The sequence below is a fragment of the Marmoricola endophyticus genome, assembly GCF_014644415.1.
Taxonomy (GTDB): domain Bacteria; phylum Actinomycetota; class Actinomycetes; order Propionibacteriales; family Nocardioidaceae; genus Marmoricola; species Marmoricola endophyticus.
On sequence record NZ_BMKQ01000001.1, the window covers coordinates 351,862 to 363,954 of the forward strand.

Annotated in this window: 11 protein-coding genes; 7 read left to right on the forward strand and 4 right to left on the reverse strand. The window is 72.4% G+C overall.

Annotated features, from left to right (window positions below; genetic code table 11):
- Positions 1 to 74: 74 nt before the first annotated feature.
- Together IEX42_RS01770 and IEX42_RS01775 are read left to right on the forward strand one after the other, a co-directional pair.
- Positions 75 to 1,109, forward strand: a complete 1,035-nt coding sequence (locus IEX42_RS01770) for an LLM class F420-dependent oxidoreductase (RefSeq protein WP_188777703.1) — start codon at positions 75 to 77, stop codon at positions 1,107 to 1,109.
- 10 nt (positions 1,110 to 1,119) lie between these two features.
- Positions 1,120 to 1,959 (forward strand): hypothetical protein, encoded by an 840-nt coding sequence (locus tag IEX42_RS01775; RefSeq protein ID WP_229660506.1) that lies wholly within the window; start codon positions 1,120 to 1,122, stop codon positions 1,957 to 1,959.
- 30 nt (positions 1,960 to 1,989) lie between these two features.
- Here the strand turns inward: IEX42_RS01775 and IEX42_RS01780 are convergent, their stop codons facing one another.
- The 3 genes from IEX42_RS01780 to IEX42_RS01790 form a co-directional block, all read right to left on the reverse strand.
- Positions 1,990 to 2,592: a hypothetical protein gene (locus tag IEX42_RS01780; RefSeq protein WP_188777707.1), complete on the reverse strand. Its 603-nt coding sequence runs from the start codon at positions 2,590 to 2,592 to the stop codon at positions 1,990 to 1,992.
- 85 nt (positions 2,593 to 2,677) lie between these two features.
- A complete protein-coding gene (locus IEX42_RS01785; protein ID WP_188777709.1) occupies positions 2,678 to 3,361 on the reverse strand; it encodes an MBL fold metallo-hydrolase in 684 nt (227 codons plus the stop codon).
- Positions 3,362 to 3,377: 16 nt separating this feature from the next.
- Positions 3,378 to 3,983 carry a TetR/AcrR family transcriptional regulator gene (locus tag IEX42_RS01790; protein ID WP_188777711.1) on the reverse strand — a complete coding sequence of 202 codons (606 nt, stop codon included), beginning with the start codon at positions 3,981 to 3,983 and terminating at the stop codon, positions 3,378 to 3,380.
- An 81-nt stretch (positions 3,984 to 4,064) separates the two neighbouring features.
- Here IEX42_RS01790 and IEX42_RS01795 point away from each other — a divergent pair, with 81 nt between their 5' ends.
- From IEX42_RS01795 to IEX42_RS01810, 4 genes are all read left to right on the forward strand, one after another.
- Positions 4,065 to 4,391: a DMT family transporter gene (locus IEX42_RS01795; RefSeq protein WP_188777713.1), complete on the forward strand. Its 327-nt coding sequence runs from the start codon at positions 4,065 to 4,067 to the stop codon at positions 4,389 to 4,391.
- A gap of 167 nt (positions 4,392 to 4,558) precedes the next feature.
- Complete coding sequence (gene uvrA / locus IEX42_RS01800; RefSeq protein ID WP_188777715.1) at positions 4,559 to 7,522, forward strand: excinuclease ABC subunit UvrA; 2,964 nt, start codon at positions 4,559 to 4,561, stop codon at positions 7,520 to 7,522.
- Between the two features lie 243 nt (positions 7,523 to 7,765).
- Positions 7,766 to 8,890: a 5-methyltetrahydropteroyltriglutamate--homocysteine S-methyltransferase gene (locus tag IEX42_RS01805; protein WP_188777717.1), complete on the forward strand. Its 1,125-nt coding sequence runs from the start codon at positions 7,766 to 7,768 to the stop codon at positions 8,888 to 8,890.
- An 84-nt stretch (positions 8,891 to 8,974) separates the two neighbouring features.
- Entirely contained in the window at positions 8,975 to 10,645 is a 1,671-nt protein-coding gene (locus tag IEX42_RS01810) for a metallopeptidase domain-containing protein (RefSeq protein WP_188777719.1), read from the forward strand.
- A 6-nt stretch (positions 10,646 to 10,651) separates the two neighbouring features.
- Here IEX42_RS01810 and IEX42_RS01815 read toward each other — a convergent pair whose 3' ends face one another.
- Positions 10,652 to 11,434, reverse strand: coding sequence for an SGNH/GDSL hydrolase family protein (locus IEX42_RS01815; protein WP_229660507.1), 783 nt, complete (start codon positions 11,432 to 11,434; stop codon positions 10,652 to 10,654).
- A 79-nt stretch (positions 11,435 to 11,513) separates the two neighbouring features.
- Between IEX42_RS01815 and IEX42_RS18035 the strand changes: the two genes are divergently transcribed.
- Positions 11,514 to 11,960: a Rieske (2Fe-2S) protein gene (locus IEX42_RS18035; protein ID WP_188777721.1), complete on the forward strand. Its 447-nt coding sequence runs from the start codon at positions 11,514 to 11,516 to the stop codon at positions 11,958 to 11,960.
- Positions 11,961 to 12,093 lie beyond the last annotated feature (133 nt).

Genomic DNA, 12,093 nt, shown 5'->3' on the forward strand with positions numbered 1-12,093 from the left:
CCGACAGGCGGCCGGAGGTTCGCCGAGGGCAGAAAACCCTAGGGTGAGGCGACCACCACGACGAGGAGGACCGCATGAAGCTGGGACTGCAGCTGGGTTACTGGGGAGCACAGCCCCCGACGGGGACGGCCGAGCTGGTCGCGGCCGCGGAGGAGTCCGGCTTCGACGCGCTGTTCACGGCCGAGGCGTGGGGCTCGGACGCCTTCACCCCGCTGGCCTGGTGGGGCCGTGAGACCGAGCGGCTGCGCCTGGGCACCTCGATCGTGCAGATGTCGGGTCGTACCCCGACCTCGATCGCCATGCACGCGCTCACCCTCGACCACCTCTCGGGCGGGCGGTTCGTGCTCGGCATGGGCGTCTCGGGCCCGCAGGTCGTCGAGGGCTGGTACGGCGCCCCCTTCGCCAAGCCCCTGGCGCGCACGCGTGAGGTGGTCGACGTCGTGCGCCAGGTGCTGGCCCGCGAGGCGCCGGTGACCAACGACGGGCCGCACTACCCGCTGCCGTACACCGGCGAGGGCTCGGTCGGGCTGGGCAAGCCGCTGAAGCCGATCGTCCACCCGCTGCGTTCCGACGTCCCCATCTGGCTCGGCGCGGAGGGCCCGAAGAACGTCGCGCAGACCGCGGAGATCGCCGACGGCTGGATCCCGCTGTTCTACTCGCCCTCCGTGGCGCCGATGTACGCCGAGTGGCTCGACGAGGGCTTCGCCCGCGACGGGGCGCGGCGCACCCGTGAGGACTTCGAGATCGCCGCCACCGTGCACCTGGAGATCACCGACGAGCCGCAGCGGGTCATGGCCGGCCTCAAGCCGTCCATCGCCCTCTACATGGGTGGCATGGGCGCCAAGGGGCAGAACTTCCACAAGGACGTCTTCACCCGGATGGGGTACGCCGAGCTCGCCGACCGGGTGCAGGACCTCTACCTGGCCGGACGCAAGGAGGAGGCGGTCGCCGCGATCCCCGACGAGCTGATCGACGCGCTGCACATCGTCGGCGACGAGGCGAAGGTGCGCGACAAGGTCGCCGAGTGGGAGGACGCCGGCGTCACCACCGTGCTGCTCAGCCTCACCGAGGCGGACCAGGTGCGCCGGATCGCCGACCTCCTGGCCTGAGGAGGGCGTGGTGTCCCGCCTCGACCTGCTGACCCGCACCTGGTGGCGCGGCGTCGGGCGCGAGGTCGCGCTCGACGGTGCGCACACGTGGCTCGCCGGGCCGACCAGCAGCGAGGGCGAGAGGGTCGGCGAGGGGTGGCTCGAGGAGTACGCCGCCCGCTGGTCCGGCGAGGCGGTCGAGTCCCCGGACGGCGGACTCCTCGCCGACATGTCCGTCCTGGACGGCCCCGGCTTCCGCGCGGGCGAGCTGGACCCGCGCGTCCGGGACTTCTACGAGCACACCGCCCGCTGGCGGATGGAGGTCTGGGTGGGGTGGTCGGCCTGGGCGTGGCCGGGCGGCGAGCTGATCTCGAGGCTGTTCGGCACCCGGGTCGGCCAGCTCGCGCTCCCCACCCGTTCGCTCGACGTCGCCCACGGCATGGACAGCCGGGTGGTCGTGATCCGCGGTGCCGACGGCCGGCAGCGCGCCGCAGGCTGGCTGCGCTCGCTGCGGGAGACGGGCACGGTCGTCTACTCGGGCTGCTACTCGACCCGCACGCTGCCCGGAGCCGACCGGCCGAGCGTGCACGTCGCGTTCCCGCTCGAGCGAGGCAACGTGCAGGTGTTCCTGCGCCCGGAGAACGGCCCGGACGGGTCCCTCCTGCTGCGTTCCCCGGCAGGGGCCTTCGGCGCCGACGGGGCGTACGTCGTCGTCGAGCACGGCCGAGGGACGTTCGCCTCCCGGGCGCCGGTCCACGAGACGTTCCGCGTGCACGTCGACGGCGAGGGCGTCGTGCGTACGGACCACGACCTGCGGCTGGGCCGCGCGAGCGCGGTACGCCTGCACTACCGGCTCGAGCCGCGCACCTGACGGGTGGGACGCCGCGCCGCCGTGGCCCGCTCAGGCGGAGGCGAGGCTCTTCAGCAGGGAGACCGTCTTGGCGGTCGTGAGGCCGCGGGCGTCGACGTCGTAGGTGTCGCCGTCGGCGCCGAGCTGGCAGTGGACGCGGGAGAGCTGCGCTGCGCCGCCGCTCTGCCCCGGCACCGAGGCCTGCTGCTGGGTGTAGTACTCCGCGCACACCGCTCCGGAGACCTTGCGCAGCTGGTAGCTGGCCTGCTGCTGCGGCGCGGCGGCGACCGGCGGGCCGTCCGGGCTGAACAGGCCGGGGTCGCCGGGGACGACCGTCACCGCGGCGAGGGCCTGCCGGTCCGGCGAGACGTAGTAGCGGTACGCGACGGCGGTCCCGTTCACCTTCTCCAGGCCGGTACGGGCCTCCTTCTGCGCCTTGCGGACCACCGGCACGCTGCCGATCTGCTGCTGGAGCGCCGCGGGCAGCTGGCCCGAGTCGAGGGCGACGAAGCCGCCCGCCTTGGCGGGCAGGTCCGGTGCCGACCCGGACTCGTCGCCGTGCGCCTTCGGCAGCACGATGCCGAACACCGCGACGAGGGCCAGGACGACGACGCCGAGCGCCGCGCCGACGACGGCGTTGGACCGGAGCTTCATGGGTGTAGACCTTTCGGTGGTCGTGGACTGGCCGCCGACCATCGTGCCTGTCCGGCCAAGCCACCGCGCGGGCAGGGGGCGGGGACTACCAGCCCCGCTCGCGCCACGCGGCCACGTGCGGACGCTGCTCGCCGAGGGTCGAGTCCTCGCCGTGCCCGGGGTAGAACCAGGTCTCGTCGGGGAGCCGGTCGAAGACCTTGGCCTCGACGTCGTCGACCAGCCGGGAGAACGCCTCGCCGTCGCCGAAGGTGTTGCCGACACCGCCGGGGAACAGGCTGTCGCCCGTCCACAGGTGGTGGGAGTACGACGCCTCGCCGTCCGGGTCGGCCCAGACCAGCGCGATCGAGCCCGGCGTGTGACCGACCAGATGGATCACGTCCAGGGTGACGTCCCCGACGCTCACGGTGTCGCCGTCGCCGACCCGCCGGTCGACCGCGACGCCGGTCTGCTCGGTGATGGCGTCGGCGTCGGGCTCGCCCGCCACGGTCGTCGCGCCGGTGGCGGCGACGACGTCGGACAGGGCGCGGTGGTGGTCCCAGTGCTGGTGGGTGGTGACCACGGTGGCGAGCCCGTCCTCGCCGAGCAGCGGGAGCAGCGTGCTGGACTCCGCGGCGGCGTCGATCAGCAGCTGCTCACCGGTGGCGGCGCAGCGGAGCAGGTAGCAGTTGTTGGACATCTCCGGGTCGACCGCGACCTTCGTGATGTGCAGGGCCCCGAGCTCGCGGACATCCGCGTCGCCGCCGGGTGAGACCGATCCGGAGTAGCTCATGTCGGCCGATCGTAGGTCAGTCCCCGGACGGTGCCTCCGACAGCGCCGCGACCGTCGCAGCGAGATCGGCGACGACCGCCGTGCGGCGCTCGCGGTGCCCGGCGTCGCGCTCGCCGAGCGGCAGGTCGAGCAGCAGACCGAGGACGCACGCGTCGACGAGACCCGTGGCGCGGTCGGCGAGGTGGTCGGGCACGCCGCTCTCGCGCAGGTGCGCGGCGAGGGCGGCGTACCAGCTGCGGTTGGACTCCGCGACCACGCCGGCGTACGGCTCCTCGCCGAGCAGCCCGAGCGCGCTGGCCTCCACGTAGACCCTGACGTAGCCGAGCAGGGGGCTGCTGCTCAGCGCGGCCCACAGGTCGTGGACGGCGGCGGACGGACCGGAGGACCGGGGGAGTGCGGCCAGTCCGTCGACCGAGCGGTCGTTGGCGAGGCGCAGCACGGTCGCGACGAGGTCGCCCTTGTCGGCGAAGTGGTAGAGCAGCATCCGGTCGCTGGTGCCGATCGCCCTCGCGAGCGGGCGCAGGCTGAGGCCGATCAGCCCGTGGGCCAGGACGTGGTCGGTGGCCTGCTCGGCGAGCTCCTGCCGGCGGTCGCTCGGCGGCGGTGACGCGGGTCTCGACACGGAGGGTCTCCGTCGGGTTGCTGGGTGTTGTAGCGGTTGCTACATTCGAGCGTAGCAGTCGCTACACGCACGGAGGTCGTCATGTGGTTCGTGGTTCCGGTGCTCGCGCTGGCGATCGCCGCCGAGGTCGGGGCGACTGCCGTGCTGCCGCGTACCGACGGCTTCACCGTGCCCGGGTGGACGCTCGTGGTCGTGCTCGGGTACGCCGTGTCGGCCTGGCTGCTCGCCGTCCTCGTCCGGCACCTCGATGTGGCGATCGTCTACGCGACCTGGTCGGGCGCGGGCACCGCGGCGATCGCGCTGGTCGGCGTGACCCTCCTCGGGCAGAAGCTCGACGCGGTGTCGGTGCTGGCCGTGCTGCTGATCGTCGCCGGCGTCGTCGTGCTGAACCTGCGCGGAGCGCACTGAGCGGGGCGAGACCTGCCGTGCCCGGGCGCACGGCCGACGTCACCCGGACAGGCGGTGGAGACCGGCGGCCTGCGTGAGAGATTGGATCGGTGCCGCGGCGCGACTTGCGGGACGCCCGATCTTCGCGAACACTTGTTCGATCACCCGCCGAGACCCGAAGGACACCCGTGGCCGACCAGCTCGTCATCCGAGGCGCGCGCGAGCACAACCTCAAGGACGTCTCCCTCGACCTGCCGCGGGACTCGCTGATCGTCTTCACGGGCCTCTCGGGGTCGGGCAAGTCCTCGCTGGCCTTCGACACGATCTTCGCCGAGGGGCAGCGCCGCTACGTCGAGTCGCTCTCGGCGTACGCCCGTCAGTTCCTCGGGCAGATGGACAAGCCCGACGTCGACTTCATCGAGGGACTCTCGCCCGCGGTCTCCATCGACCAGAAGTCCACGTCGAAGAACCCGCGGTCCACGGTCGGGACGATCACCGAGGTGTACGACTACCTCCGGTTGCTGTTCGCGCGCGCCGGACGACCGCACTGCCCGGTCTGCGGCGCGCCGATCGAGCGGCAGACGCCGCAGCAGATCGTCGACCGCGTGATGGCCTCCGACGAAGGCACCCGGTTCCAGGTCCTCGCCCCGGTGATCCGTGGCCGCAAGGGCGAGTACGTCGACCTCTTCACGCAGCTGCAGACCCAGGGCTACAGCCGGGTCCGCGTGGACGGGGACACCCGCCAGCTGGCCGACCTGACCGACGGGCCCGTCCTGGCCAAGCAGAAGAAGCACACCATCGAGGTCGTCGTGGACCGGCTGGCGGTCAAGCCCACCGCCAAGCAGCGGCTGACCGACTCGGTCGAGACGGCGCTCGGCCTCGCCGGCGGGCTGGTCGTCTTCGACTACGTCGACCTCGCCGCGGACGACCCGGACCGCGAGCAGAAGTTCTCCGAGAAGATGTCGTGCCCCAACGACCACGCCATCGACACCGACGACCTCGAGCCGCGCTCGTTCTCGTTCAACTCGCCCTTCGGTGCCTGCCCCGAGTGCACCGGGATCGGCACCAAGATGGAGGTCGACCCCGAGCTCGTGGTGACCGATCCGGGCGGCACGCTGGCCGACGGGATCATCCAGCCGTGGAGCGGCGCCCACGTCGCCGACTACTTCGGTCGGCTGCTCGAGGCGCTCGGCCAGGAGCTCGGGTTCACCACGGACGACCCCTGGCAGGACATCCCTCGCGAGGCACGTGACGCGATCCTCCTGGGCCACCCGACGAAGGTCCACGTGCGGCACCGCAACCGCTACGGGCGGGAGCGCTCGTACTACACCTCCTTCGAGGGCGTGATCCCGTACGTCGAGCGTCGGCACCGCGAGGCGGAGTCCGACACCAGCCGCGAGCGGTTCGAGGGCTTCATGCGGGAGGTGCCCTGCCCGGTGTGCAAGGGCTCGCGGCTCAAGCCGGTGTCCATGGCGGTCACGGTGGGGGAGAAGTCGATCGCGGAGGTCTGCGCGATGTCGATCGACGAGACCTCGCACTTCCTCGGCACGGTGGAGCTCAGCGCCCGGGAGAAGCAGATCGCCGAGCGGGTGCTCAAGGAGATCCAGGAGCGGCTGCGGTTCCTGCTCGACGTCGGGCTGGACTACCTCTCGCTGGACCGGCCCTCGGGCTCGCTGTCCGGTGGCGAGGCGCAACGGATCAGGCTGGCCACGCAGATCGGTGCCGGGCTGGTCGGGGTGCTCTACGTCCTCGACGAGCCCAGCATCGGCCTGCACCAGCGCGACAACCAGCGCCTGATCGAGACGCTGGTGCGGCTCAAGGACCTCGGCAACACCCTCATCGTCGTCGAGCACGACGAGGACACCATCCGCGCCGCGGACTGGGTCGTGGACGTCGGCCCCGGTGCGGGTGAGCACGGTGGCCAGGTGGTGCACTCCGGCACCGTCGGCGAACTCCTCGAGCACCCCGACAGCCCGACCGGCCGCTACCTCTCGGGCCGGGAGGAGATCCCGGTCCCCGAGGTGCGCCGTCCTCGGACGAAGGGGCGCGAGCTCACCGTCCACGGCGCCCGGGAGAACAACCTCAGGGACATCGACGTCTCGTTCCCGCTCGGGGTCTTCACCGCCGTCACCGGCGTGTCCGGCTCGGGGAAGTCCACGCTGGTCAACGACATCCTCTACACCTCGCTGGCCAAGCAGATCTACAACGCCCGCACGGTCCCCGGGCGGCACACGAAGATCACGGGGGTCGAGCACGTCGACAAGGTGATCCACGTCGACCAGTCGCCGATCGGACGTACTCCGAGGTCGAACCCGGCGACGTACACCGGCGTCTTCGACCACGTGCGCAAGCTCTTCGCCTCGACGCCCGAGGCCAAGGTTCGCGGCTACCAGCAGGGCCGGTTCTCGTTCAACGTCAAGGGCGGTCGCTGCGAGGCGTGCGCGGGCGACGGCACGATCAAGATCGAGATGAACTTCCTGCCCGACGTCTACGTCCCCTGCGAGGTCTGCCTGGGCGCGCGCTACAACCGCGAGACGCTCGAGGTGCACTACAAGGGCAGGACCATCGCCGAGGTCCTCGACATGCCGATCGAGGAGGCGGTCGACTTCTTCGCCGCGATCCCGGCCATCGCGCGACACCTGAAGACGCTGGTCGAGGTAGGACTCGGGTACGTCCGCCTCGGGCAGCCGGCCACGACGCTCTCCGGTGGTGAGGCCCAGCGGGTCAAGCTCTCCTCCGAGCTGCAGAAGCGCTCGACCGGTCGCACGGTCTACGTCCTCGACGAGCCCACGACCGGACTGCACTTCGAGGACATCCGCAAGCTGCTGCTCGTGCTCGGCCGGCTGGTCGACGCGGGCAACACGGTGCTGGTGATCGAGCACAACCTCGACGTCATCAAGACCGCCGACTGGCTGGTCGACATGGGGCCCGAGGGCGGTCGTGGCGGAGGCACGCTGCTCGCCGAGGGCACGCCCGAGCAGGTCGCCGACACCCCGGAGAGCTATACCGGCCAGTTCCTGCTCCCGCTGCTCGAGGGCGGCCGCGCGTCGACGCCGGCGCCGACCACGGCGGCACGGAAGAAGTCCGCCGGGACGAAGGCGAAGAAGGCCACCGCGAAGCGCGCCGCGAAGAAGAAGGCCGCCGCGCGGTAGGAGGTTCGCGGCTGCGGAGGTCTCGACGCGCTCGCTGGCGCTCGCTGCTCGACCATCTACCGAGACGGCGCTGCTCGGGTCTCGACGCGCTCGCTGGCGCTCGCTGCTCGACCACGTACCGAGAGGGCGCCCCGCCCGCGGAGGTGGTCGAGCCCGACCGAGCTCCGGCGAGGGAGGACGTCGAGACCCAGCGAGGCGCGCGTCGAGGGCGACTACAGGCCACCCGGTCCTAGGCTGACGAACATGCCTCGGACCACACCCCCGTTCCACGCCGACCACGTCGGCAGCCTGCTCCGGCCACCGGAGCTGCTCCGCGCCCGCGCCGAGCACGCGGAGGGTCGCCTCGACGACGCCGGCCTGCGGGCGGCCGAGGACCAGGCGGTGTGTGAGGTCGTACGCCTGCAGGAGGAGGTCGGGCTGCAGACCCGCACCGACGGCGAGTTCCGTCGTACGTCCTGGCACATGGACTTCATCTACGCCCTCCACGGCGTCACGCGGACCGAGGACCGGCTCGAGGTGCGGATGCGCAACGCGGCCGAGGACCGCTCGTTCAGCTCCGCCGCCCTCGTGATCGACGGGAAGGTCGGGCTGGGGGAGACGATCTTCGGCGACGACTTCGCCTTCCTCCGCGACACGGTCCACGAGGCGGGCTCGGGCACGGCGAAGCTGACCATCCCCTCGCCGAGCATGGTCCACTACCGCGGCGGCGCCGCCGCGCTGGACCGCGAGGTCTACCCCGACGAGGACGAGTTCTGGGCCGACCTGTCGTCGGCGTACGCCGAGCAGGTACGACGCGTCGCCGAGCTCGGCTGCACGTACCTCCAGCTCGACGACACCAGCCTGGCCTACCTGAACGACCCGGCCCAGCGCGCCGAGCTGGACGCCCAGGGCCGCGACGCCGAGCACCAGCACGAGCGCTACATCCGGCAGATCAACGCCGCCCTCGCCGACCGTCCCGACGGGCTGACGGTGACCACCCACATGTGTCGTGGGAACTACCGCTCGGCGTGGGCGGCCGAGGGCGGCTACGACTTCGTCGCCGAGGCGCTGTTCGGGCAGCTCGACGTCGACGGCTTCTTCCTCGAGTACGACGACGAGCGCTCCGGTGGCTTCGAGCCGCTGCGCTACGTCCCCGACGACAAGCTCGTCGTCCTGGGGCTGGTGACGTCCAAGCGACCGGAGCTCGAGGAGAAGGACGACCTCAAGCGGCGGATCGAGGAGGCGAGCCGGTACGTCGACCTCGAGCGGCTGTGCCTCTCGCCCCAGTGCGGGTTCTCCTCCACCGTCGAGGGCAACGACCTCAGCATCGAGGAGGAGCGGGCCAAGCTGCGTCTCGTGGTGGAGACCGCGGACGAGGTCTGGGGCTGACACGATCCGGATCGATCAGGTGACACCGGGCATCCGGCGGGAGACACTTCCCTGCCGTCACCGCTCGTCCCACCGGAGGATCCCGTGTCCACTCGTCGCCCGTTCACCCTCGTTGCGCTGGGCGCGGTCCTGCTCGCCGGTGGGCTCGCCACCGTGCCGTCGGCGAGCGCAGACACCGCCGGACCACGCCTGACGATCTCGGGAACCCTGGTCCGGATCGCCCCGGACCAGGCCCGCGGGACCGCGGCGGTGAGGCCGACCTGGGCCGTCCAGCTGGCGGGGGGCGACCTGGTCCCGGTCGCCACGAGCTTCGCTCGGCCGCCCGCTCCGCACAGCCGGTTCCGCGGGACGGTGGCGGTGCCGGCCCCGGTGCGCCGGGTGCTGGTCTCGCGCGGCCAGGCGCCGCGCTCGACGACGTACGCCGCCACGGGCACGACCGGCCGTCGCGTCCTCGCCCTCGCGGGCAGCCGCGCCCTGGCGCTGCCGGTCGTGACGTCGACGGTGTCCGCTCCTGCGGCGCAGGCCGCTCCCGCCGTCACCGCCCATAAGGTCTACATCGCCAAGCCGACCAACCTCGGCTCCGGGACCGCGACCGACGCCGACCTGCTCGACACGGCGTCCGCGGTCGCGGACTACTGGCGCGCCCAGTCCGAGGGCACGGCGGTGCAGACGGTGCCGACCACGGTGAAGAGCTACGCGACCAGCGCCGCCGGCGCCCAGACCGCGTGCGGCCTCGACGGCGGCGCCGCCTTCACCAACCTGGTCAACGAGGCCCGCCGGCAGATCACCGCCTACCGCCCGAACACCTCCGACCAGCTGGTGATCGAGGTCCCGACGCGCTGCTCCGACGCCGGCGCGCTCGGCCTCGGCACGGTGGGCTCCACCTTCGCCAGCGGCGGCTACCTGGTCGCGACCTCGGACCCGACGCTGCGCGAGGGGACGCTGGCGCACGAGATGGGACACAACTACGGCTTCGCCCACGCCAACGTGGACTGCACCAGCGACGGCTGCGACGGCAACTACGCCGGCATCTACGACGTGATGGGCGCCGGGCTGTCGGACGTCAACCAGCTCACCGCGCTGGGGACGCCGTACCGCGTCGCCAACGCGATCACCCGGACCGGCGAGATCGCCACCGGGACGACGGCCACGCTGGCACCGCGGTCGGACACCACGGGCGTCCGCAGCCTGCGGCTCGAGGACCCGACCGACGGGTCCACCTACTACGTGGACTACCGCTCGGGCACCGGGACCGACGCGGGAGCGGCGTACACCGAGAACCTGAGGCTCCAGGGGCTGCCGTACCTCTACCGGACCGGCGTGGTCGTCCAGCGCCCGTACGACGACGGCGGGGCCACCGGTACGGAGTACCGCTCGAACGGCAGCACCCTCGCGTTCCGTGCCGGCCAGTTCTGGACGAGCCCGTCGGGCGGGCTCGCGGTCCACGTCGACAGCATCTCGGCGACGGCCGCCCAGGTCTCGGCCGTGGGGCCGGTGACCGTCACGCCGACCGTGCGGACCGGGCAGCCCACGCGGCTCACGACCGGGACCTGGCCCACGGGCACGACCTTCGCCTACCGGTGGACGCTCGACGGAACGACCGTGTCCACGGCCTCGAGCTGGACGCCGCCGCGCAGCGCGCAGGGCCACCGGCTGCAGGTCGCGGTGACCGGCCGGTCCGGCTCGACGAGCGCGACGGTGACGTCGACGGCGGTCGAGGTCAGCCCGCCGCTGGTCCGGCTGCCGCGGCTCTGACCCGGCTCAGCCCTCCGGGCGTGCGTACGACGGCCAGCGCGGGCTGAGCGCGTCGCCGGACGAGCGGCCGGTGAGACGCCGGTGCACCCAGGGCACGGCGTCGCGACGTAGCCAGGCCGCGGCGTCGGCGCGTCGCCGGGCGCCACTGGCCGCGACCGGGTCCTCCAGCGGCAGGGGACGCAGGTCGTGCGCCACCCCCAGCGCGTCGAGGAAGGCGGTGGCCATCTGCTGGTGCCCGGCCGAGGACATGTGCATCCGGTCCTCGGCCCACATCCGCTGGTCGCGGTAGGCCCGCATCCGCCAGAAGTCGACCAGCGTCGCCCCCCGCGCCTCCGCGACCTCCCGCACCAGCTCGTTGTACGTGGCGAACCTGCCGCGCAGCGCGCCGAAGACCGGCGCACCACCCGGGTCGTACGCGGTGAAGACCACCAGCTGCGCGCCGGAGGAGCCCAGGCGCCCGAGCGCGGCGTCGTACGCGCCGACGATCGCGTCCAGGTCGACCCGCGGCCGCAGCACGTCGTTGGCGCCGGCGTACACGCTGACCAGGTCCGGCTCCAGCGCCAGCGCGGGCTCGACCTGCTCGGTCAGGATCGGGCCGAGCTTGCGGCCCCGGATGGCGAGGTTGGCGTAGCCGAAGTCCGGGTCGGCCGCGGCCAGCACGGCCGCCGCCCGGTCGGCCCAGCCGCGGACACCGTTGGGCCGGCCGGGATCCGGGTCTCCGACCCCCTCGGTGAAGGAGTCGCCGATCGCGACCCAGCGACGGAACCGAACGGTGGAGGGGACAGACACAGCAGGCGAGGGTAGTCGTCTCAGGGGAGTCACAGACCGGCGACCTACGCTGGCCGCCCAGCGACCAAGGAGACCGCCCGTGAGCGACGCCCCCCAGCCGGCCCGGATCGTCGGCACCGACCGCCGCACCCTCGTCCGCCACGCCGCCGTCCTCGGCGTCGGCGGCGTCTCGCTGCCGCTGCTCGCGGCCTGTGGACCGCTCGGAGGGGACGAGACCGAGGCCGAGAAGCCGTCCTCCGGGCAGAAGATCGCGGCGACCTCCGACGTACCCGTCGGCGGTGGCGTGATCCTCGACGACCCGGGCATCGTGCTCACCCAGCCGACGGAGGGCACGTTCAAGGCCTTCTCCCCGATCTGCCCGCACCAGGGCTGCAGCGTCACCAAGGTCACCGACGGCGAGATCGACTGCCCGTGCCACGGCAGCCGCTTCTCGATCGAGGACGGCTCGGTCAAGCAGGGCCCGGCCCAGAAGGGCCTCGAGAAAGTCGCGGTCACCGTGTCGGGGAACGAGATCGTCGGCGCCTGACCTGCTCGTCGAGTGGTCGGTCCTGCTGGTCCGAGTGGTGCCTTCTCCCGGTCGATGCACCTGAGGAAGGCACCACTCGGCCCGGTAGGAGGCACCACTCGACCCGGCAGGTGACCGGCGCGAGGTGCCACGG

Coding starts and splice junctions, on each gene's coding strand:
- IEX42_RS01770 (WP_188777703.1), top strand. CDS start 75: ATGAAGCTGGGACTGCAGCTGGGTTACTGGGGAGCACAGCCCCCGACG.
- IEX42_RS01780 (WP_188777707.1), bottom strand. CDS start 2,592: ATGAAGCTCCGGTCCAACGCCGTCGTCGGCGCGGCGCTCGGCGTCGTC.
- IEX42_RS01785 (WP_188777709.1), bottom strand. CDS start 3,361: ATGAGCTACTCCGGATCGGTCTCACCCGGCGGCGACGCGGATGTCCGC.
- IEX42_RS01795 (WP_188777713.1), top strand. CDS start 4,065: ATGTGGTTCGTGGTTCCGGTGCTCGCGCTGGCGATCGCCGCCGAGGTC.
- IEX42_RS01805 (WP_188777717.1), top strand. CDS start 7,766: ATGCCTCGGACCACACCCCCGTTCCACGCCGACCACGTCGGCAGCCTG.